At 35.8% G+C, this 23,474-nt stretch carries 20 protein-coding genes; 16 read left to right on the top strand and 4 right to left on the bottom strand.

Annotated features, from left to right (window positions below):
* Positions 1-5: 5 nt before the first annotated feature.
* From hflK to DAY19_RS03760, 3 genes are read left to right on the top strand one after another with little or no spacing between them, the layout of a single operon-like run.
* On the top strand, positions 6-995 hold the full coding sequence (gene hflK, locus DAY19_RS03770) for an FtsH protease activity modulator HflK (RefSeq protein ID WP_114705846.1): 990 nt from the start codon (positions 6-8) through the stop codon (positions 993-995).
* Complete coding sequence (hflC, locus tag DAY19_RS03765; protein WP_114705845.1) at positions 995-1,936, top strand: protease modulator HflC; 942 nt, start codon at positions 995-997, stop codon at positions 1,934-1,936. Before hflK ends, hflC begins: the two co-directional genes overlap by 1 nt.
* Positions 1,937-1,938: 2 nt before the next feature.
* Complete coding sequence (locus tag DAY19_RS03760) at positions 1,939-2,562, top strand: L-threonylcarbamoyladenylate synthase (protein WP_158536776.1); 624 nt, start codon at positions 1,939-1,941, stop codon at positions 2,560-2,562.
* 27 nt (positions 2,563-2,589) lie between these two features.
* On the opposite strand, the gene meaB is transcribed toward DAY19_RS03760, so the two are convergent.
* The 3 genes from meaB to DAY19_RS03745 are packed head-to-tail and all read right to left on the bottom strand — an operon-like array spanning position 2,590 to position 6,314.
* Complete coding sequence (meaB, locus tag DAY19_RS03755; protein WP_114705843.1) at positions 2,590-3,549, bottom strand: methylmalonyl Co-A mutase-associated GTPase MeaB; 960 nt, start codon at positions 3,547-3,549, stop codon at positions 2,590-2,592.
* The gene (scpA, locus tag DAY19_RS03750) at positions 3,549-5,675 is read right to left on the bottom strand and encodes a methylmalonyl-CoA mutase (protein WP_114705842.1); all 2,127 of its coding nucleotides are present in this window, start codon (positions 5,673-5,675) and stop codon (positions 3,549-3,551) included. The genes meaB and scpA overlap by 1 nt, the downstream gene beginning before the upstream one ends.
* Positions 5,676-6,314 (bottom strand): HAD family hydrolase, encoded by a 639-nt coding sequence (locus tag DAY19_RS03745; RefSeq protein ID WP_114705841.1) that lies wholly within the window; start codon positions 6,312-6,314, stop codon positions 5,676-5,678. It lies immediately after the preceding gene.
* Positions 6,315-6,403: 89 nt separating this feature from the next.
* Between DAY19_RS03745 and DAY19_RS03740 the strand changes: the two genes are divergently transcribed.
* Complete coding sequence (locus DAY19_RS03740) at positions 6,404-6,934, top strand: hypothetical protein (protein ID WP_114705840.1); 531 nt, start codon at positions 6,404-6,406, stop codon at positions 6,932-6,934.
* On the opposite strand, the gene DAY19_RS03735 is transcribed toward DAY19_RS03740, so the two are convergent.
* Positions 6,918-9,503: a M16 family metallopeptidase gene (locus DAY19_RS03735; protein ID WP_114705839.1), complete on the bottom strand. Its 2,586-nt coding sequence runs from the start codon at positions 9,501-9,503 to the stop codon at positions 6,918-6,920. The genes DAY19_RS03740 and DAY19_RS03735 overlap by 17 nt on opposite strands.
* Positions 9,504-9,563: 60 nt before the next feature.
* Between DAY19_RS03735 and DAY19_RS03730 the strand changes: the two genes are divergently transcribed.
* From DAY19_RS03730 to nagZ, 12 genes are all read left to right on the top strand, one after another.
* Entirely contained in the window at positions 9,564-10,664 is a 1,101-nt protein-coding gene (locus DAY19_RS03730; RefSeq protein ID WP_114705838.1) for a coproporphyrinogen-III oxidase family protein, read from the top strand.
* Positions 10,665-10,771: 107 nt separating this feature from the next.
* Positions 10,772-11,332, top strand: a complete 561-nt coding sequence (gene grpE, locus DAY19_RS03725) for a nucleotide exchange factor GrpE (protein ID WP_114705837.1) — start codon at positions 10,772-10,774, stop codon at positions 11,330-11,332.
* Between the two features lie 18 nt (positions 11,333-11,350).
* Positions 11,351-13,273, top strand: coding sequence for a molecular chaperone DnaK (dnaK, locus tag DAY19_RS03720; protein ID WP_114705836.1), 1,923 nt, complete (start codon positions 11,351-11,353; stop codon positions 13,271-13,273).
* A 63-nt stretch (positions 13,274-13,336) separates the two neighbouring features.
* Positions 13,337-14,479 (top strand): molecular chaperone DnaJ, encoded by a 1,143-nt coding sequence (gene dnaJ, locus DAY19_RS03715; RefSeq protein WP_114705835.1) that lies wholly within the window; start codon positions 13,337-13,339, stop codon positions 14,477-14,479.
* A 128-nt stretch (positions 14,480-14,607) separates the two neighbouring features.
* Positions 14,608-16,587: a penicillin-binding protein activator gene (locus tag DAY19_RS03710; protein ID WP_114705834.1), complete on the top strand. Its 1,980-nt coding sequence runs from the start codon at positions 14,608-14,610 to the stop codon at positions 16,585-16,587.
* Between the two features lie 353 nt (positions 16,588-16,940).
* Entirely contained in the window at positions 16,941-17,990 is a 1,050-nt protein-coding gene (locus DAY19_RS03705) for an AMP nucleosidase (RefSeq protein WP_114705833.1), read from the top strand.
* A gap of 21 nt (positions 17,991-18,011) precedes the next feature.
* Complete coding sequence (locus DAY19_RS03700) at positions 18,012-19,052, top strand: rod shape-determining protein (RefSeq protein ID WP_021266421.1); 1,041 nt, start codon at positions 18,012-18,014, stop codon at positions 19,050-19,052.
* Between the two features lie 18 nt (positions 19,053-19,070).
* A complete protein-coding gene (locus tag DAY19_RS03695) occupies positions 19,071-19,868 on the top strand; it encodes a hypothetical protein (protein ID WP_114705832.1) in 798 nt (265 codons plus the stop codon).
* A 3-nt stretch (positions 19,869-19,871) separates the two neighbouring features.
* Positions 19,872-20,627 (top strand): hypothetical protein, encoded by a 756-nt coding sequence (locus DAY19_RS03690; RefSeq protein ID WP_114705831.1) that lies wholly within the window; start codon positions 19,872-19,874, stop codon positions 20,625-20,627.
* Positions 20,624-21,520, top strand: a complete 897-nt coding sequence (locus tag DAY19_RS03685) for an ABC transporter permease (RefSeq protein ID WP_114705830.1) — start codon at positions 20,624-20,626, stop codon at positions 21,518-21,520. The genes DAY19_RS03690 and DAY19_RS03685 overlap by 4 nt, the downstream gene beginning before the upstream one ends.
* On the top strand, positions 21,520-22,350 hold the full coding sequence (locus DAY19_RS03680; RefSeq protein WP_114705829.1) for an ABC transporter permease: 831 nt from the start codon (positions 21,520-21,522) through the stop codon (positions 22,348-22,350). Before DAY19_RS03685 ends, DAY19_RS03680 begins: the two co-directional genes overlap by 1 nt.
* Before the next feature lie 15 nt (positions 22,351-22,365).
* Entirely contained in the window at positions 22,366-23,427 is a 1,062-nt protein-coding gene (gene nagZ / locus DAY19_RS03675; RefSeq protein WP_114705828.1) for a beta-N-acetylhexosaminidase, read from the top strand.
* Positions 23,428-23,474: the final 47 nt, after the last annotated feature.

The following is a 23,474-nucleotide window of genomic DNA, read 5'->3' as shown; positions in this document are numbered from 1 at the left end:
AGTAAATGTCTTTTAATAATGGACAAGCACCAAGAAATGACTTCGAAAAAATGAAACAAGATTTAGATAAAGGGCTCAAGTTACTTGGGCCTTTTTTTATTTTTGTTGTTTTATTTGTTTTCGGATACACATCGTTTTACACAGTTGAGCCGGATGAGGAGGCCGTAGTAATTCGTTTAGGTAAGTACGTCGATACAAATCCACCTGGTCTACATTTTAAGATCCCATTTGGTATCGATAATGTAATCAAAGTTAAGGTTAAAACTGTTCTTCAAGAAGAGTTTGGTTTTAGAACAAAGAGTACAAGATCAAGAAGAACTTCTTATTCGAGTCGTAATCTTGATAGTGAATCACTAATGCTAACTGGGGACTTGAATGTTGCTTCAGTAGAATGGGCGGTTCAATACCAAGTCCGTGATCCATTCAAATTTATTTTTCAAACAAGTGAGCCAGTTAGAAATATTCGAGATATCTCTGAGTCAATTATGAGACGTGTTGTTGGTGACCGCTCAGTTACAGATGTTCTTACTGTAGGAAAGGTCGAAATTGAAGCAGATGCCAAAGTACTTATGCAAGAAGTAATTGATAAGTATGACATGGGAGTAACGATTATCTCTGTTAAACTTCAAGATGTTAATCCTCCACAGGTTGTAAAGGCATCATTCAATGAAGTAAACGAAGCTAAGCAAGAACAAGAGAAAGCAATTAATCAAGCAGAAGGTGCTTATAATAAAGTTATTCCTGAAGCTCGAGGAAAGGCCGAGAAAATCGTTTCTGAAGCAGAAGGTTATGCTGCTGCATTAGTTAACCGTGCAGAAGGTGATGTTGCAAAATTTAAGGAAGTATTAAAAGAATATAAGCGTGCGCCTCGTATTACTAAGAAGCGTCTTTATATTGAAGCGATGGAAGGTTTATATAAGAATTATAAAAACCTAACAATCATCGATCCTAAGGTTAAAGGGCTACTTCCTGTATTTGATAAAGGAGGGAAGTAATGAATAAGTTAATTCCTTTAGTTGTAATTGTATTTATTGGTTTAGTTTTAGGGAAGCAGTCTATTTTTGTTATTAATGAAGGTCGTCAGGCCATAATTACAGAATTTGGGAAGCCTGTTGGAGAACCTATTACTGAAGCTGGACTTCATTTTAAAAAGCCTTTCATTCAAGATGTACGATTTGTAGATAAAAGAATTTTGAGTTGGGATGGGTTTCCAAATCAAATACCTACAAAAGATAAGAAATTCATTAAAGTAGATACAACAGCTCGATTTAGAATTATGAATGCTCTTAAGTTTATCCAAACAGTACGAAATACTGAGGGGGCAAAGCAGAGACTTGATACGATTTTGGATTCGGCTACACGTAATGTGATTTCATCTCATCAACTTGTTGAAGCGGTTAGAAACTCAAATGCAATCATTGAGAAGTTAGAATCAGCTAAACAAAATGTTAACGAAATTGAAGAAGAAATAACTGGTGACATTGAAAATGTAGCAGTTGGTAGAGAAAAGTTATCTCAATTAATTGTTGAAAAAGCCGAAGGTGAATTAGAACAATTTGGTATCTCATTAATCGATGTACAGCTTAGACGAATTTCTTACGAGGAATCTGTTGAGAAAAAGGTTTACGAAAGAATGATTTCTGAACGTCAAAGAATTGCTTCAAAAATTAGATCTATTGGATCTGGTGAAAAAGCAAAGATTGAAGGTCGTTTAGTACGAGATCTTCAAACTATACAGTCAGAAGGTTATCGAAAAGCTCAGCTGATTAAAGGTCGTGCAGAAGCTAAGGCAAGTGCTGTTTACGCAAGAGCATTTAAGCAAGATCCTGACTTTTTTGAGTTTATTAGAACGCTAGAGGCTTATAAGAAATCAATCGATGGAAATACTAAATTAATTATTTCTAATGATAACGAATTCCTAAAGTTTTTGAGGTAATTTTGATTGAATATGTAATCGCATCAAATCCAGATGACCGTGTTTTAAAGAAAGTATCAGATGCTCTAAATAATGGAGAGCTTGTCTGTATACCAACTGATACAAATTGGGTTGTTATTGCATCTCCTTTTAACAAGAAGGGTGTGGAGAAGATTTATAAGTATAAAAATGCTCCTAAGCTTAAAGCATTTTCATTACTTTGTGATTCCATCTCAATGGCCTCTGAAGTTGCAATAATTGAAGATAATATCTTTCGTTTTATTAAACGACTTATACCAGGACATTTTACTTTTATTTTTGGTGCCAGTAAGAAGATTACGAAAGCCGTTGCTGCAAATAAAACAGATCATGAGGTTGGTATACGATTTGTTCCCTCTACTTTAGTTACACGTTTACTTGAGGTTCACGGGGAGCCTGTTTTATCGACAAATGTTGATCTTAAAAAGTTTTCTAGCTCAGTAACATCATATGATGAAGTTTATTCGTATATGATCGAAGAAGAGTTGGGTGGAGTCGTTTCAATGATTGTTGATCCAGGAGAATTAAGCTTCGCCGGACAATCAACTATTGTTAATTTTACAGAAGGTGGCCCTGATATAATAAGGCAGGGTGCTGGACTACTATAAATAAAGCCTTCTTAATGAAGGCTTTTTTTATTTTTCAAATAGAGTGTTAATTAGTTTTTCTGCTGCGCTTAAAGGCGTTTCGACTTCGTTGAGTATGTTGTTGTTAAGCTGATTCCATTCTTCTTGAAGTTTTGGATTTTCTTTTACTTTATTTTCAATTAGTTCGTGGAAAAGTTTGTTTAACCAGGCTTGATTTTGTCTTTTTCTCTTTTGAGTAATCTTTTCTTTATTCTCTTTATATGTCTTATCAATTAAGCTCCAATACTCTTTGATTCCTTCATCATTTAATGCTGAAGACATGAGAACGTTGGCACCAATTTTTTGATCTGTTTTGATGACACCAAGTGCTGATTTGTATTGAACCATTGTATCGTGCGCTTTCTGCTTATTATCTCCATCTGCTTTGTTGATAATAATATTGTCACATAACTCAATTATCCCTTTCTTTATTCCTTGGAGCTCGTCTCCTCCTCCTGGAAGAAGTAGTACTGAGAAAAGATCGACAATATTTGCTACATCGTATTCTGATTGTCCAACACCAACAGTTTCAATGAGAATCACATCATAGCCCGCAGCCTCACATGCTAGCATTACTTCTCTTGTTTTTAGAGCAACACCACCGAGGTTTCCTGAAGAAGGTGTCGGTCTAATGAATGCATTCTTTTCCTGAGCAAGCTTTTCCATTCTTGTTTTGTCACCAAGTAAACTTCCTCCGCTTAAAGGGGAGCTTGGGTCAATTGCGAGTACAGCAACCTTAAGCCCCTTTGATATTAAGTGTAGGCCAAGAGCTTCAATGAAAGTCGATTTTCCAACACCTGGAGTACCAGATATTCCAATACGAATTGACTTACCAGTTAAAGGAAGGATTTCATTTAGAAGCTTCTGTGCATTTTTTTGATGCTCAGGTTTTTTACTTTCTATTAAAGTTATAAATTTTGAAAGAGATCGAATATTTCCTGTTTTCAATTTCTCAAGATCAATCTGCATTACTTTTGAGCCTCTTTAATTTTTGTAATTAAGTCTTTTGCGGCATCAGAAATTGTTGTACCAGGTCCATAGATTCCTTTGACTCCTGCTTCATATAAAAAGTCGTAGTCCTTTCTTGGAATTACTCCACCCGCAACAACAAGTATATCTTCTGCATCAAGCTTTTTAAGTTCTTCAATAAGGTCTGGGATTAATGTTTTATGACCTGCTGCTAGTGATGATGCTCCAATTACGTGGACATCGTTCTCAACTGCTTGTTTTGCAACTTCTTCAGGTGTTGAGAAAAGAGGAGAAAGATCAACATCAAAGCCAACATCGGCATAAGCTGTAGCGACAACTTTTGCTCCTCTGTCGTGTCCATCTTGTCCCATCTTTGCAATTAGAATTCTTGGACGGCGCCCATAATCTTTTTCAAATTGGTCGATTTCGTTTTTTAAATTCATCCATTCCTCATCACTTTCAAATGATTGTCCATAGACACCTGATACTGTTTTAGTATTAGCGTTATAACGTCCCCACTCTTTTTCAAGAGCGTAAGTAATTTCTCCGACACTACAACGGGCTTCCATTGCTTCGACTGCTAGTTCAAGTCCGTTTCCATTACCTGTTTTTGCATAATATTCAAGTTTGGCCATGCACTCACTAACTTTTGCCTCATCTCTTGCTTCGCGGATTTCTTCAAGCCTCTTAATTTGCTCATTGAGAACTTGTACATTATCAATTTCTAAGACTTCAAACTCATCTTCAGTTGTTGGCTTATACTTATTAACACCAACGATAACATCTTCTCCGCGATCGATCTTTGCTTGTTTGAGTGCTGCTGCTTCTTCAATCTTTAATTTTGGAAGACCAGTTTCGATCGCCTTGGCCATTCCTCCTGCATCATCGATTTCTTTGATCAGTGAACGGGCCTTGTCTGCGATTTCTTGTGTTAGGCTTTCCATCATGTATGAACCACCCCAAGGATCAACAGTATTTGTAATTCCTGTTTCCTCTTGAAGAATGATTTGAGTGTTTCTGGCGATTCGTGCAGAGAATTCCGTTGGCAGTGCAATCGCTTCATCAAATGAATTTGTGTGAAGTGATTGTGTTCCTCCAAAGACTGCGGCCATTGCTTCAATCGTTGTTCTGATAACGTTATTATATGGATCTTGTTCTGTTAGTGACCAGCCGGATGTTTGGCAGTGTGTACGTAACATTTTCGATTTAATATTTTTTGGGTTGTACTCTGAAACAATCTCCGACCATAGAAGTCTTGCTGCACGAAGCTTCGCAATTTCCATATAGAAGTTCATCCCAATACCAAAGAAGAATGAAAGTCGTGGTGCAAATGAATCAATTTCCATCCCTGCTTTTATGGCCGTGTTAATATATTCTTTTCCGTCTGCTAGAGTATATGCAAGTTCAAGTGCTGCATCAGCACCAGCTTCTTGAATATGGTAACCAGAAATCGAAATGGAATTAAACTTTGGCATATTTTGAGAAGTATATTCAAAGATATCTGCAATGATTTTCATCGAAGGAGCAGGAGGGAAGATATAAGTATTTCTTACCATGAACTCTTTTAGAATATCGTTTTGAATTGTTCCTGAAAGCTTATCAAGAGAAACACCTTGCTCTTTGGCTGCAACAATATAACCTGCTAGTACTGGAAGTACGGCACCATTCATTGTCATTGAAACAGATACTTTATCTAATGGAATCCCATCAAATAAAACTTTCATATCTTCAACAGTGTCAATCGCAACACCTGCTTTACCAACGTCACCTTTAACTCTTGGGTGATCGGAGTCATAACCTCTGTGAGTTGCAAGATCGAAAGCAACAGAAACACCTTGGCCTCCTGCTGCTAATGCTTTCTTGTAAAAGTCATTTGATTCTTTAGCTGTTGAAAAACCTGCATACTGACGAATCGTCCAAGGACGTCCTGTATACATTGTTGCTCTTGGCCCACGAATAAATGGGGCCATACCTGGCATTGTATTTGTTAATTCATTATCTGCAAGATCTTCTTTTGTATATAGGGCCTTCATCTCAATACCTTCAGGTGTTTGAGTAACTTTAGGGCCTTTACCTTTTGTTTCTTTGTCAGCTAGTTCTTTCCAAGCATCAATACTATTGCTCATTTATTCTCCTTCAAACCATTTAACAACAATGTAATCAATTCCTGAGCTTTGTGCTGCTCGTATACCTGTTGGTGAATCTTCAAAAATCAGGCACTCTTCACTTTTAGCGTTGAAATGATTTTGTGCCATTAAATATGGCTCAGGGTTTGGTTTCCCTTTTTCAACTTCACGTTCTGTTATTATTATTTCAAAATACTTCTTTAATTCACAATGCTCTAGTAAAGGATGAGTTACTTCATATTGGCTTGCAGTTACAAGTGCAAGTTTTAGACCTTTTGAAGTAAGGCTTTCTAGAAGCTTTCTAATGTTTCTATGTCTTATATTATTTGGATCAGACTGGCCAATAAGCCCTATTAATGCTGAGTTCTTTAACTCTAAGAATTCCTCAAGGCTAGCAAGCCCCAGGGCATTTTGTATAAGTGGATAAACCTCTTCATCTGACATGCCAAAGGTTTCTTCCATGGAAGGAATTTCGTTGTTACCACATAATTTTTGTACAACTTGGTAGTGAAGAGGCTCACTATTTAAGATAGTTCCGTCCATATCAAAGAAGATATATTTCTTTTCTTTGGTGTAAGTATCTAATAAGTCGATATCACTATCTTCTAAGTGTAGGAAATCACAAAGTTCTCTATTCATAGTTGAATTTATACCACAAAAGGAAGAAATTGTTGGGTTGTTGTGCAGCGTTAAGTTATTGCGATATAATTAAGAAGATGGAGGAGAATATGAAGAAGAGTAACTCAAGTATTTGCCTAGAGGCCTCGCTTCAAGCTTACTTCTTTGATGAGCTGCGTCGAATAAATCAGAAGCGACAAGAACCCTTACCAGATTTATCTATTTATTATTCATCACTTGTTATGGATCGTTTTAGTTTATCTAATCAGTATTTTGAAAAACAAGAGGATGGCAGAGTACGAGAAAAGACTTTGGGAATTAAGTTGTTAAAAAGTGAAGGCCTTTCTGAGTCAGAAAAAAGAAGAGAGCTCAGAGATATTGGTGATACAGCTTTGTTTTTATGTGGATATTTCTCTAATTCAATAAATGAGAAGATCATCGATATCAATTATTATTGTGAGATTGGACGAACAGCTTATCGAAAGCTCGATAGTTATCAAGAATCATTCTACGACTATAAAGGTTTCTTCCAACACTTTTCAAAGCAATTTCATGAATTAACAAATATGATGAGCCTTTTACAAAGTGATTGTAATTTAAACGAAGAGCAGTTTTTGCTCTTCGCTAAAGACGTATCTTAGGAGACATTTCTTTATCTAATGGTTTACCCACTGTAATTGTAATCCAGTTCTGACTTAGAACTTTTTTTACAATTCTTTGAAAGTCCTCGTGTTTAAAATCACTGATTTCTTTATTTGCTTTATAAAAGTAATCAGATCCAAGTCCATGTAAAGTAGGTACTGAATATACGTTAGCATAGTCATCGTTAACTTGAAGATTAAGTTGATTTTGACCCTCAATCATTTTCTTTATTCTATTGAAGTTGGACTTTGATAGTCCCTCTCTTTGAATTTTGGCCAAGATCGAATTTATGGCATCAATTGCTTCCAATGTCTTGTCATGTCCACTTGCCATGTAAATTCCCCAGTAACCAGCTTCAAGTGCATTCATGTGAATTGGTTGAGCAACATAGCATAGACCTTTTCTATCTCTAACATCGACAAAAAGCTCTGAAGATTGTCCGGAAAGGTGAGTTGTTAGCATTTTGAAAACTACATTTTCTTTTGCCGTTAGCTTCTTTGTTTGTGTTGCGATCAATATCTGTGTTTGTTCGCGGTCGAAATCGATATGCTTATTAAGAGTTTTTATTTTTTCAATTTTTTTAATTTCTTTTTTCTTTTCTTTTCTCGGTTTTAAGTCAGAAAAATAGAATTCAACCTTTTCTAAAACCTCTTCAACACTTAAGTCTCCACAGAATGTGATAAGCATCTCTTTTGATTTTAGATTTTTTTCATGCTTTTTTATGAGGTCATCTTTTTTTATGGATCTTATTGATTTCTCATTTCCAATTGTAGAAAGAGAATAAGGATGTCCTTTAAATAATATATTAGTTGCTTCGGTAAAGCATTGCCTTGTTGGATCTGCTTTATTGGCCTCAATCGTTCTTAGGATTAGCTTCTTCTCATGATTTAAGCTCTTTGATTGAAAAGATGGAGTTATAAGTGATTTGAAAAAATGCTTCGATAAATCAGAAAAGTGTTCGATCTGACCATGCATTGTTATTCCGTAGGCATTCTTCCCAGAGAAGCTATTGAACATTGTTGAGCGACTATCAAGGTCTAGCTTGAGCTTTTCATACGATAAGCCTTTATAGCCTTTTGTTAATTGCGAACTCATTAAGCTGTAGAGACCATTTGTCTTCACTGTTTCATCAACTAGCCCACCTTTTAGGTATGCATGCATTACAAACGTAGGCGTAATAGAGTTATAACGATATAAAAGTTTAATTCCTGGCTTAACTTCAATGACTTGAGTTGCTGGATCATATTTAGACTTTGTAGATTTAATTGTATTATCTTTTCCTGTCTTCTTGATCTGAGCAAGTTTCTTTTTAAATTCAGTAAGTCTAGGTTTAAATTCCTGTGGCTTTAAGTCATTTGGAAGCTGTAGGCTTAAATGTATTGATCGCCCAAAAATTTCAGAATATTTCTTATTAACTTCTTTTAAGCTAATCTTTCTGATCTTATCGATAAATTCTTGTTCAACATCTAGGTCTTTTGCTCCAGCATAACTACTTCCTAGAGAGAACGCATATGACTCAAGAGATTCTTTTTCATAAATTTTAGCAGCGACATATTGATTCTTAATTTTTTTAATATCACTTTCTTTTAAGCCGACTGTTGAAACTTCTGAAATTGTTTTTTCTAACTCTGACATAACTTTCTGATAATTTTCTTTTGGAAAGTTTATTCTCAAAAAGTGTATACCACCATCAGCAAAGAACATAGAAGATGAAGTGCAGTTATTAGCAAGAGTGTTTCGTAGGACGAGGTTCTTATATAGTGGAGATGTTTCTCCGTAGCCTAAAGCATTGTAGGCAAGATCTTCAGCAGCGGCTCCATTTGATTTCATTGGAGGGCATTCGATGGCCATTGTTAGCTGGCACATTCTGACATCTTTTTTATGAATTTCAATTGTTGATTTCTTTTGCAAGCTAAAAGAAGGACGCTCAGAAAAAGAACCTTCTGGTAGGTGATAAGACTCAATCGTTTTTTTGTACTTTTCTTTTTCGCTCAAATCACCGGCAACAACTAAAAAAGCATTGGCGTTATTATAGTGGCTATTTCTAAACTCTGTTAATTGTTCTCTAGTGAAGTTCTTAATCGTATTCTCATTTCCTAAAATAGGATGAGCATACCCCCCCTTAAAAGACATTTCTTGAATTCTTTGAAAAGAGAATTGTCCAGGATTGTCCTGACTTCTTCGATATTCTTCAAAGACGACTTCTCTTTCCGGTATTAGGTCCTCTTCTTTAAACATAGGGTTGGAAACCATATCCATTACAATATCGATTGTATTATTAAAGTAGGCTATTGGTGAGTTTATATAGTAACAAGTGTAATCAAATGAAGTGAATGCATTTATTTCTCCACCATATGATTCTACATCGTGAGCAATTTTAGCTCCAGGTCTCTTCTTAGTACCTTTGAAAAACATGTGCTCTAAAAAGTGAGCAATTCCAAAATTACTCTTATCTTCTAAAGTTGATCCGGCCCTGAACCAAATTTGAACTGATGCACTAGTATTACCTGGAACATCGACAAAAATTACTTCTAAACCATTTTTTAGTCTTTCTATTTCATATTTCATTTACATAGCCTTTTATATTTAGGTATCAGTTAATTATAGTCTGTGAAGGACAAAATTAATATGGAAGAAATAAAGTCACTATATATACATTTTCCTTTTTGCCGCCATCTTTGCAATTATTGTGACTTTTATAAGTCTATAAAGGAAGATGAGGCACAATTAGAAGAATTTGAGTCTTTGTTTTCCCAGATGTCTAAAAAGCATCAAGAGATTTTAACAGACAATAACGCTACTTTGAAAAAGCTTGAAACGCTCTATATTGGTGGCGGAACACCAAGTCTATGGGGAATCGAAGGGGCAAAATTCTTAGGTAAATGGATGGAAGAAAATAATATTTCTTTCTGTGAAAAAAATGAATTTACCCTTGAGGTAAACCCTGGAGCATGGACTAAGGATGGGCTTGAAGCTTGGCGAAATATTGGAGTTAATCGCTACTCTTTAGGAATTCAGTCTCTTGATTCGAATTTTTTAAAGATAATCGACAGAGTCCATAACGTGGATGATGTGCATAATACTCTAACGTTTTTTAAAGAAGGTCAGTATAATTTCTCTGTCGACTTTATGATAGGTCTGCCTTTTTCAAAAAAATACAATCGCGATATCATTTCAGAGTTAACTGAAATCTTAACGTATAATCCAAGTCATATTAGCCTGTATATATTAACAGTTCCTAAGCATTATAAATATTTTCAAGATCTACCAGATGATGAGTGGATAAGTGATGAATATACAAAAGTTGCTCAATTCCTTTCTATCAATGGCTTTGAACACTATGAAGTTTCAAACTTTGCAAAGCGCTCGAAAGCCTCTGAGCATAATTTAAATTATTGGCGCATGAGATCTGTTGCAGCGCTAGGTCCATCAGCTACAGGCCTTATCCAAAATACACGTTATCGATACAAGTGGAAAACCAAGGATGCTCAGGTTGTTGAAGAAAGACTATCAGAGGATGAGTATCAAATAGAGAAACTCTATATGAACTTACGCTCTAGTGTCGGCTTTCCTATAAAGGATCAGTACTGGGGTGATCTTAGCGAATACGTTCAAAAATTAAAGAAGGACGGATTGGCCATGGTTGGAGTGAATAAATTTACTCTAACGTCCCGCGGCTTTCTCATTCTTGATTCAATAATGGATGAAATCTTTAAAATATCTAAGTAATTCTAGATACTTAGTCTTTATCTCAAAAAATATTTATCCTCGCCATTGACACTAGGCCATATGCTCCCATCTTATGATTAGAGATAAATTTAAAGAGGTAGTTAAAGATGTCAGAAACTCAAGTTAATGATGAAAATGAAAAAGAAGTAGAGCTTGAAGCTAAAGAAAATGAAGAGGCTCAAGTTGCTGAGGAAGAAACTACAGATGGTGAGCAAGAAATCTCTGAAGAGATGAAAGAGCTTATGGAATTTAAAGATAAGTTCTATTATGTAGCCGCTGAAATGGAAAACTTAAAAAGACGCCATGAAAAACAGCTACAGGACCAAATGAAATTTGGAACTGAAAAAGTTATGATAGGCCTTCTTGATGTTGTTGATAATTTAGAAAGAACACTTCAGGCCATTGAAAATGATGAAGACGAAAAAGTTAAAAATATTTTCACTGGTGTAGATATGGTTAAAAACCAGTTTTTAGATTGTCTAAAAAATAATGGATTAGAGCTTATTGAAACTGATGGAAAAACATTTGACCCTCATTTCCATGAAGCTATGGCACAGATGCCAGCTGAAGGAAAGGAAGATCAAGAAATAATTCAGACATATCAAAATGGTTACTCACTAAATGGTAGAGTGATTAGAGCAGCAAAAGTAGTAGTAGCTAAAAACTAATATATAAAGGAGATTATAATGGGAAAAATTATTGGAATCGACTTAGGAACAACTAACTCATGTGTATCAGTTCTTGAGAATGGAAAGTACAAAATTGTACCAAATGCAGAAGGGCATAATACAACACCATCTGTAATTGGATTCGCAAACAACGGTGAAACTCTTGTTGGACAAGTTGCCAAAAGACAAGCGGTAACAAATCCATCAAAAACACTATACGGTATCAAAAGACTTATCGGTCGTAAGTTTGATACGCCAGAAGCTAAGCAATTTGCTGATGTAGCTCCATTTGAAATTTACGCAAATGATAATGGTGACGCTTGGGTTAAAGTTGACGGTAAAGCAATGGCACCACAAGAAATTTCAGCAAAAGTTCTTCAAAAGCTTAAAAAAGCAGCTGAAGACTACTTAGGTGAAACTGTTACAGAAGCAGTAATTACAGTTCCTGCTTACTTTAACGATTCACAAAGACAAGCAACAAAAGACGCTGGTAAAATTGCAGGTCTTGAAGTTAAAAGAATTATTAATGAGCCAACAGCAGCGGCACTTGCTTATGGATTAGACTCTAAGCAAGATAAGAATATTGCTGTATTTGACCTTGGTGGTGGTACTTTTGATATCTCAATTCTTGAAATCACATCTGATGGTGTATTCGAAGTTAAAGCAACTAACGGAGACACTTTCTTAGGTGGTGAGAACTTTGATGAAAATATCATTAACTTCCTTGCTGAAGAATTTCAAAAGCAAGAAGGAATTGACTTAAGAAAAGACCAAATGGCACTTCAAAGACTTAAAGAAGCTGCTGAAAAAGCAAAGCATGAACTATCGAATGTTAACTCAACAGATGTTAACCTTCCATTCATTACTGCAGATGCTTCAGGTCCAAAACACTTAAATGTAAACCTTTCAAGAGCTAAGTTTGAATCACTAATTGCAGATCACTTAACTGCTCTTGCTAAGCCATGTTTAACTTGTCTTGAAGACTCTGGACTTGAGAAGAATGAAATTGATGAGGTAATCCTTGTTGGTGGTTCAACTCGTATTCCAGCGGTACAAGAAAGAGTTAAAGAAATCTTTGGTAAAGAAGCTTCAAAAGGTGTTAACCCAGATGAAGTTGTAGCTGCAGGTGCTGCAATCCAAGGTGGTGTACTAGCTGGTGACGTTAAAGATGTACTTCTTCTAGACGTAACACCTCTTACACTAGGGATTGAAACTCTTGGTGGTGTAATGACAACTCTTATTGAGAAGAACACGACTATTCCAACGAAAAAGTCTCAAACTTTCTCAACTGCTGTTGATAACCAGCCAGCTGTTACAATTCACGTATGCCAAGGTGAGCGTGAATTTGCTAAAGATAATAAGTCTCTAGGACGTTTCGATCTAAGTGGAATTGCACCAGCTCCAAGAGGTGTACCACAAATTGAAGTTACTTTTGACATCGATGCTAACGGTATCGTAAATGTTTCAGCTGTTGATAAAGCAACTGGTAAATCTCAAGAGATTAAGATTACAGCTGGTTCAGGTCTTTCAGATGAAGAAGTTGAAAGAATGGTAGCTGAAGCAGAAGCAAACAAGGAAGCGGATAAGAAAGCTCGTGAACTTGTTGATACAAGAAATAGTTTAGATGCTCTTATTTTAAGCTGTGAAAAAATGATTAAGGACGGTGAAGGTAAAATTTCTGACGACGATAAATCAAAGCTAGAAGCTGCGATCAATGAAGCGAAAGGAAAACTTCAATCAGAAAACCTTGATGAGTTAAAAGCAGCTCAAGAAGCTCTAACGAATGCTTCTCATGCAGTAGCTCAACAAATGTACCAACAACCAGGTGCTGATGCAGGTGCACAGCAAGCTGGTCCAGAAGCCGGTGCAGATGCTGGAGCTAATGCTGGAAATGATAAGCAAGATGACGATGTTGTCGATGCTGACTTCAAAGAAGTTTAATTAAAAGATAAAATTGAGGAAGGGAGCAGTGTGCTCCCTTTTTCGTAATAAAGAGAAAAAGTTATGAGTGATAAAAGAGATTATTACGATATTCTGGGTGTCTCAAAAAGCGCAGACAAAAATGAAATAAAGAAAGCTTATCGTAAGCTTGCAATGAAATATCATCCCGATCGTAATCCCGATAATGCTGAAGCAGAAGCAAAGTTTAAAGAAGCTTCAGAGGCAGCAGAAGTACTACTCGATGAAGGTAAGCGCCAAAGATATGATCAGTTTGGACACGCTGGAGTAAACGGCCAAGCCGGTGGATTCGGTGGTGGTGGATTCCAAGGTGGATTTGGCGACTTTGGTGACCTAGGTGATATTTTTGGAGACATTTTTGGTGACATGATGGGCGGAGGCCGAGGTCGTCGTGGCGGACGTCGTCGTCAGGGTGTACCTGGTAATGATCTTCAAATGGCCGTAGGTGTAACTTTTGAAGAAGCGGCATTTGGTGCTAAGAAGACAGTTTCAATTAATAAAGAAACAACTTGTGAAACTTGTAAAGGCTCTGGTGCAAAAGAAGGCTCAGAACCAACTAGTTGTGATATGTGTCATGGAGCTGGTGAAGTAAGACGTCAGCAAGGTTTTTTCACTGTAGCTTCAACTTGTCCTAAATGTCATGGTTCAGGAACAATGATTAAAGATCCTTGTGGTACTTGTCATGGTCAAGGACGCAAGAAGAAAAAAGTTGAACTTGAAGTAACAATCCCTGCAGGTATTGATCATGGACAGAGATTAAAACTATCTGGTGAAGGAGATGCTGGTGCTCAGGGTGGCCCAAATGGTGATCTTTACATTGTTGTAGATGTAAAAGAGCATGAAATCTTCAAGCGCGATGGTTTTAACGTTCATTATACTGTACCAATTAGCTTTTCACAGGCTGCTCTTGGTGCTGAAGTAGAAGTTCCAACTCTTGATGGAAAGGTTGTTGTTGACCTGCCTGCTGGTACTCAATCAGGTAAGAAGATGAGACTTAAAGGCAAAGGGATTCAAAAGCTTGGTGGTTATGGTACAGGTGATGCAATTTTAACTGTTCATGTTGAAACACCAACAAAGTTATCAAAGGAACATAAAGAGCTTCTGGAACAAATTGCTAAGCTAGAAGGAAAGCAATGTCATCCGATGAGCCATGGTTTCATTGATAAAGTTAAAGAATTGTTTAGTTAATTTATTATATGAATGGGAGACTGAGTGTTTTAGTCTCCCATTATTGTTTTTATCTTTTTATTTCTCCTGTTTTCATCTATCCCTATTTCCAATAAAATAGACACTGAATAAATTAAAAAAGGTCTATTATGTTTAAATACATTTCACTAATTGTAATTACATTTCTTGTGAGTTGTAGCGGAATCCAAATGATTAATCGCGACACTTCTCACTTATATACAAAACAATTTCTCGCTAAGTTTGATGTAGCAAAAAAGAGTTTTGTGGAAGGGCAAAAAGATGTCGCTCTTCAACAGTTAAATAATATCCAAGATGCAAAATTGAAGCCTGCAGAACTTGCAACAAAGAATAACTTAATTGGTGTCATTAATTATTCAAACGGCAACTTTGAACAAGCTATTTTTCAATTCAATTTGGCCCTTAATAGTTCTCAAGAAGATGGAGAGTTAAGTGCTCAGATTAGACTTAACCTAGCGAGTAGTTATTATAAATTAGATGATCTTGAGAATACATTCAAAACACTTGATGGTACTGACTCTCGTTATCTTTTAAATCGAGATCTCGAAAACTTTCATAAGTTAAGATATCGCGTCTCTAAGGAACTAGACTTTCAAACTGTCGCATTAGATTCTCTTTTATGGCTTAATGCAGGTGCGACGACAGTTGAAGACTTAAAGAATAATAAGTTCTATCCACAATTAGTTACTCAATACTTTATTGTTGATCAATCGCAAAGAGTGAAGATTGTTCAAGACTTTAAAGAAGGCAAAGAGTTTGTTTGTGCATATTTATCATATTTAGAAGTTGAGCAACTTATCAATGAAGGAAATAAAACTAAGGCGCAAGAAGTAGGAAGTTGGATGCAGTCTAACTTTGGAATGTTCCCTGAGATCTTAGCTCTAGTTTCAACTCGATTTGAAATGTTAAAGAAGTATAGCAAGATCAATATGCAATCAATAGGTGTAGTCCTTCCTTTAACAGGTGATAAGAGTAAATTTGGTAAAAGGGCATTAGCTGGAATTGATCACGCAGTAAGAAAGTATAACGAAAGAAATAGCAATAAACCTAACTTTCAACCAATACAAATTAAGATTTTTGATAGCATGGGTAGTGCAATCGTAGGTAAAGAGAAAGTTAGAGAGATGATTGAGCGTGAAAACTCTTCAATTGTTATTGGTGGCCTTTTAAAAGATGAAGCAAGAGCAGAGTATGAAGCTGCAAGAAAGTATGGGGCATTCTTTATTTCATTATCTCAAATCTATACGAATAAAGATGAAAAGAATCATCTCTTAATAGAGGTACCAGGCTCTGTTGAGTCTCAAGTTTCCCTTCTTTTTTCTGAAAAATATTTATCAAAGTATGGAAATAAAGTTTCTATTATTTATCCTAATACAGAAAGTGGCTATGCATATGTTGATTCAGCGTGGAAGATGGCCGAGAAGTCAGGAGCTGAAATTGTAAGTATTCAATCTTTTGATCACAATCAAACAGATCATCGCTCCACTGTAGCAAAGATCTTAGGCCTATACTTTACTCGTGAAAGACAGGAAGAATATGATCTTCTAAAAGAAGTACATAAGCTTGAGGGGAATACAACAATTAGACGTGTCCAAACACTTGGGCCAATTGTTGACTTTGACTGGGTTCTTTTACCTGCAGCACCTAACGATGCTCTTCAGTTGATACCGTCATTTAATTACTATGATGCTTTCAATGTAACTCTTGTTGGTGGTCCGAATTGGCGTTCTCGTCGTATCTCTCGTGAAGCTTCTAAACTTGGAAAGTTACTATTTGTTGACTCTGAGGTACCAAAAACAGATTCAGCTTTTGTTTCAAGCTTTCAAAGACGTTATGACCAAAGGCCAGGCGTTGTTGAAATTCTCGGTTTTGAAAGTATGTCTTTAGCGGCAAATATTCTATCTTTAGGTGAATTTAATAGTCGAGACGAATTAGAGTCTACAGTTATGAATGCACAAAAAGTTGCTGGTATTACTGGGTCTTGGCGTCTACAAGATGATGTTTGGATGAAAGAAATGAGTTTAATGAGCCTTTATAGAGGAAGGCTAAATAAAGTGAACTTCACTACTGAAAAATCGATTGGGGAATAAATAAGAAGTAGGAAACTGACGCCTTGGGCGTCAGTTATATTACTTCTTTGCTTTAGCAGCGTTGATTCTACGTAAGATTCTAGCTTTTTTCTTAAGTTGAGCTCTTTTCTTACTCATCTTTGCAATAGTCTTCTTTCTACCTGCACCCATAATTTTTCCTTTTGCGTAGTGTTAGAAAATAGTTCAGTTATACTAGTTAAAAATAATGATTTTGACAAGTACTAAGTACCATTTTCACTGATTTGAAGGGGAGCTTTGTCCCTAAATGTTTTTATTAGTTGTCAATAAAACGACCTAAATGGTACATTTTACATAATATAAGCAAATGGATTGCTATTAAAAGGTGTAATGGAATGTGCGCTGCAAAGAAAAAAACAGCTTCAAAGAAGAAAGCGACTGCTACTTCTAAGAAAAAAGTTGGCAAAAAAGCCGCTAAAAAAGCAACTAAGAAAAAAGTTGTAAAGAAAAAAACTTCACGTAAGAAAACTTCTACTAAGAGTAGTAAGCCTAGTTTATCGTCTGCATTTGTAGATGAACTATCAATAAAGTCAAAAAGGGATACTACAGATTTAGGTGCAAACCTAGAGATGAAGAAGGCTGCCCTTCGTGCCAGAAGAATTCATTGGAATGAAGACAAGCGTAAGATTGCAATTGATATGCTCGAGCGTTATACGGGCCATGATTTTGGTGATTTTCAGCAACAGATTATTCTTACGAACTTTCACTACTACGTAGAAAGATTTAATGCACTATTAGATGATCATATTTATACGCAGGGTTCTGCATTTAAGGCATCGAGTTCAAAGAAAGCCAAAGTAACAATTATTGAGTTTGGTGTTGGTGCTGCAATGGCCGCATTAATTGGTGAATTAATTTCAGTAATTCAACCGAAGGCCGTTCTGTTTTTAGGATTAGCTGGTTCAGTGCACCCATCACTTAAAGTTGGTGACTTTGTTCTACCTATTGCCTCGATTCGAGCAGAAGGTGTTACTGAGCACTTTCTTCCTAGGGAAGTTCCTGCCCTTCCAACATTTAAAGTACAAAAATTTGTTTCTCAAATATTATTAGAACATGGACACGATTACCGTACTGGAACGATCCACTCTACAGATTACCGTTTTTGGGAGTTTGATGATCGCTTCAAAGAACGATTAATCGAGCAAAGAGTTTTAGCAGTTGAAATGGAAACAGCGGCACTTTTTGTTTCTTGTTTTGTTAGTAAGGTAAATATTGGAGCACTACTTTTAATCTCCGATTGTCCAATGACTAAAGATGGTATTAAAACGAAGAAGTCTGCTAAATCAGTCTTCAGAAAGTATACAGATATTCACATTGAATTAGGGATCGAAGCTATGGCAGACATTGCTGAGCGCGGTGAGAATATCAGACATTATCATTGGTAAAATTTTATAAAGGAATATGAAATGTTAAAGCAATTTTTTAATTTCTTCTCAAACGATTTAGCAATTGATTTAGGGACTGCAAACATTCTAGTTTACGCAAAAGATAGAGGGATCATTGTTAATGAACCTTCAGTTGTTGCTGTTCACCAAGGATATAAGGGAACTGGATCAAAAGTTCTTGCTGTCGGTGCAGAAGCAAAGCAAATGCTTGGTCGTACACCTGGTTCAATTCAAGCGATCCGTCCAATGAGAGACGGTGTTATTGCTGACTTTGAAGTAACAGGTGCCATGCTTAAGTATTTCATCCAAAAATCACTATCAGGTTCTAAGTTAGTAAAACCTAGAATTATCATTTGTATTCCATTTGGTATTACTCAAGTTGAAAAACGCGCAGTAAAGGAATCAGCTGAGCAGGCTGGTGCAAGAGAAGTTTATCTTATTGAAGAGCCGATGGCAGCCGCAATTGGTGCAGGACTTCCAATTACTGAACCATCAGGGAATATGATTGTTGATATCGGTGGTGGTACTACTGAAGTTGCCGTTATCTCTTTAGGTGGGATTGTTTACTCACAATCAGAAAGAGTAGCAGGTGATAAATTTGATGAGGCAATTGCTTCATACATTAAGAAAAAGTATTCATTATTAATTGGTGAAAGAACTGCAGAGCAAATCAAAATGTCGATTGGTAATGCATATCCTTTTGATGATGAAGTAAGAACATATGAAGTTAAGGGGCGTGACCTTGTCGCTGGAGCTCCGAAAATTATTGAGGTAACTTCGGATGAGATTAGAGATGCACTTTCTGATCCTATTGCTGAAGTTGTTGAAGCAATTAAAACTTCATTAGAGAAAACACCTCCTGAGCTTGCAGCTGATATCGTTGATAACGGAATCATCCTAGCTGGTGGTGGATCACTTCTTGCTAACCTAGATGTACTTATTAAAGAAAGAACAGGACTACCTGTTGCTCTTGCTGAAGATCCTCTTACATGTGTAGTTCGTGGATGTGGTAAGGCACTTGAGTCAATTGACCTGCTTAAGCAAGTTGCGACTCTTTCTTAATTAGGCATAGGTTATATTTTGAATTCTGAAAAACTATTCATCGAATTAGAGCTCTCTGATATTAATTTAAAAATCAGAGAGCTTGTTGCCACAAAAAATAAACTGAAAATCTGGACCAATTCACAACAGGTCTCTTCTGTTCTAATTAATGGAATTGATGGTAATATTCTTACCGTTGAAGAAGGCGTCCATATTCAAGGGGAAGTGATGGCGACCTTTACGCTTCGACAAATGAGCTATTTCTTCAAAGGAGAGATAGACTCTGATCGAATTACTTTAAAAGGTAAGGTTTACCGAAGCGAGAGAAGAGAAGATATGAGATTTAATGTTTCTTATATGACTTCCTCATATTTATACTTTGATGTCATCGATGAAGAGGTTCAAAACGAAGGGCCAGATAATATCCTTCACTTCAATAAGGCAAAGAATAAAGAAGAATCTTTTATTAAAGACTTCTCGAGTAGTTTAGATGACTTCCCAGAGTTTAGGGGAGCAAAATTGGTTGATGTCTCAAATTCTGGTGCTTCATTTGTAATGTCATTGCAAGATTTTAAAAACTACGAAAATAAGCGATTCTCTATTGGTACTTTAGTATTAGAGAAAAAGTCATTTGATATTAAAAATATTCAAAAGGTTTATGATATCGACTATGTGAATTTTAGACTCGATAATATTCCTATGAAAAAAATTGGTGTTCACTTTGAAGCAGGTGAGGACTTAAAGAATTACCTAGATGAGTTAGATGATAAGTCTATTATTTTAACTTCACTTGATGAGGAATTTAATAAGTATATAAATCAACAGTCTCAGGAGTAGTCCATGTTACGACTTCTAGTCCTTATAAACTTATTCTTTATTACGTCTTGCTCACTTATGAGCTCAGAAAAAAGCGTTGAACTTAAACCTGCTGAGATTCGTTTTAAACAAGTCGAAGTAAGTGGTGAGTATCTAGTTAAGACTAGGACAGGCTTTGGAAAAAACAATAGTTTTATCAAAAAAATTGAAGTTGTATCAATGCATAATGAGAATAATGCATTTGAAAAAACTATAACAATTTCTAAGAAAAGAGAAATCATGCCCAAGGTTGAGTTCTTGGCACCTTTTGAATACGAATCAACATATTATTTAAATAAGGATACTTATACTGTAAGAGGTAAGGTGGACTGGAGAAGAAGAGAGATTGTTTATAATTTAAATTCTCCAGAATATAAGTGGCTTGGTCAAAAGAGATATAAATTTACAGATGATATAAAAGCTCTATGCTTTTATTCAAACTTAATTGAATGTGCGAAGATCTCTGGCTTTATAAGTAAAGCAATTGAGAAAAGAAATGGTGATATGTCTTTTCATGTCCTTTGGGAAAGCTACCCATACTTTCAAGAACAATATATCAATATGCCTAAAGAAATTGTTTCTAAAGCTGTTTTAACTTTTGATAGTTTTGATAAGAAAGGCAATTATCGATTCCTTCTTTCGGTGGGAGGACAATCAATTGTTTATACCTTGAATAAGAATCTAAACCTTGTTGGCCATTACTGGGCAGCGCAGGGATTAACAAAAGAGATTATTGAATGAAATTATTTTTAAAGTCATTACTGACATTATTTTTTGCCATTACAACAATCTTTTTTGCACTTAGATTAACACCGGGTGATCCTGTCGAAAGACTTTTGGGGCCTGAGGCTAAAGTCGAAGAAGTCCAAAAGGTAAGAGCTGACTTTGGTTTAGATAAAAGTATTCCTGCACAATATGTAGACTTCGCTGAAGGAATTCTTACTTTCGATTTGGGTAAGTCTTATGTTAAGAAAAAGCCTGTTGTTAATTTAATTCAAGAACACTTATCCCCAACACTTGTTCTTGCACTAATATCAATTATTCTAGCGACACCTATTGGAGTAATTGTTGGTGTTGTTGCAGCTGTGAAAAAATCAAAACTTCCAGATACCTCAATAAGAGTTTTAACTCTAACTTTACTTTCATTTCCTATATTTTCTTTAGCACCAATGTTGGTATTAGTATTCTCAATTTGGCTTGGAATCTTTCCAGTATCACAATGGTTGTCTTACAAACATATGGTAATTCCTGTTGTAACACTCGTTCTTCCACTATCATCAGTTATTGTAAGAGTAATGCGAAATAAGTATCTCGAAGAAGAGTCTCAATTATGGGTTCTAGTATTAAACGCAAAAGGTCTTTCAAGTAGGGCCGTGATTTATCGCTTAATAAAGATATGTATGCCAACAATTTTAAATGTTGTAGCAATCCAGTTGTCAGTCGTTTTAGCGGGAACAGTAATCACGGAAACAATTTTTGATATTCCAGGACTTGGCTCATTACTATTTGAAGCAATAAATAATCGCGATTATCCGCTTGTCCAAGGAGTCATTGCTTATTCAACTGTAATTTATATGCTTGTATACGTAATGGTTGATTATGTGAATGAGAAGCTTGATCCGAGGATTGCATAATGAGTTCTAAAAAGCATACAAGAAGAATTAATAAAGAAATGATAATTGGTGGTGCAATTTTATCTTTATATATTCTTTGGGCCTTTGGTTGGTTAATGACTCATGGTGGAAGTTATATTCCTGAAAGTATTATCTCACACGAGTTATTTTCTCCTTTTAGTCATGACTATATTTTAGGTACTGATATTAATGGTCGAAGCTTATTTAAAGTATTAAGTGTTGGCCTGATATATACAGTTGGTATCTCTTTACTGATTAGTATCAGCTCTTGCGTTATTGGAATTGTAATTGGTTATCTTTCTGCAATTAGAATAAAGTTTATTTCTGAAATAATGGATATGTTAACTAACTTAATTTTCATTTTCCCAAGTATTCTGCTAGCAATTCTTGTAATGTCTTTTTCTGGACAATCTTTCTCAGGATTAGTGCTATGTTTAATATTTACGTCTTGGCCAGGCTATGCGCGAATCGCCCGTGGTGAAACGATGAGAGTTCTTAATTTAGGTTATGTAGAAAGTGCACGTGCAATTGGTGTAGGTGAATTTCGTTTATTTTATAAGTCAATTTTACCAAGTATTATACCTGTAATTTCGATACACTTTGTCTTAGGGATAAGTGGGGTTATAATAAGTGAAGCAAGTTTAGGTTTTCTAGGCTTGGGTGCTAGCGAGTATTCTTGGGGAGCAATTTTGGCAATGGCCAAACTTGTACTACTTGAAGCGCCTCACGTTGTTATTGTTACAAGTTTACTAATGACTGGTTTAATAATTTCATTAAACCTATTTAGTGATGGTCTAAGAGATTACTTAGATCCAAAGCTTAAGAACTAAAAAAGGCAAACGCACATGAATAAAGATTTAGGTCAATTATTTATAACTGGTATTTCAGGTAAGCAGCTTAGTGCTGAAGAAGAACAGTTTATTCAAAAAGAAAATATCGGTGGTGTTATTCTTTTTTCACATAACTATGAATCTCCTGCACAATTAGCTGAGCTTGTTAATAATATTCAATCACTACGTGATAACTATCCTCTTTTTATCGCTACTGATCATGAGGGTGGTCGTGTTCAACGCTTTAAAGAAGGATTTACTAAAATCCCTTCTATGTTAGATGTTACTAAGAAAGAGTCTCCAAAGCTTTGTTTTGAAATCTCTCAATTAATGTCTAATGAATTATTAAGTTGTGGTGTAAACCTCAATTTAGGGCCTGTTTGTGATATTTTTACAAATCCTAAAAATAGTGTCATTGGTGATCGTGCATTTGGTAAGAATGCTGATGATGTTAGTAAGTATATTTCTGCAATGATTAGGGGACAGCAGACTTCTGGAATTATGTCTTGTGCAAAACATTTCCCCGGACATGGTGATACTCTAGAGGATTCGCATTTTAAACTTCCTATAGTAAATAAATCACTGGATCAATTAAGAGAGCAAGAATTTATACCATTTGTTAAAGCGGTAAAAGCAAGAGTTGACATGGTAATGATGGCGCACCTTAAAGTTGATTCAATTGATCAGGAAAATATATGTACATTTTCTCCTAAGGCCTATGAGCTTATTAGAGAAGAACTTAAATTCAAAAAAGTGATCATTACCGATGATATGGAAATGAAGGCCATTTCTGAAGATCTCTCTCTTGGTGAAGCTGCTCTAAAAGCACTTAAGGCCGGGGCTGATCTTATTGAATATCGTTCATTTGAAGCTTGTCGTAGTGCATATGAGTATGTGAAGGATGCCGTTAATAGTGGAGAATTTACTCCGCAGGAAGTTTCGAGTCGATATGAACGAATTCTTGAACTTAAGAAGAAGTATCTTTCAAATTATTCTCCTATTTATATTCCTGATGTCGCAGGTCAGGTAGGAACAGCGGAGAATCAAAATCTCGTTGAGCAGGTTAGTCAGGCATAGTTTTTCTCGGCCTAACTCAACTGGCCATAATTGCCTCTAACTGCTTG

Source organism: Halobacteriovorax vibrionivorans (assembly GCF_003346865.1).
Lineage (GTDB): Bacteria > Bdellovibrionota > Bacteriovoracia > Bacteriovoracales > Bacteriovoracaceae > Halobacteriovorax_A > Halobacteriovorax_A vibrionivorans.
The sequence above is the reverse complement of the archived record's forward strand: the minus strand, read 5'-3'. Positions and strand labels throughout refer to the sequence as shown.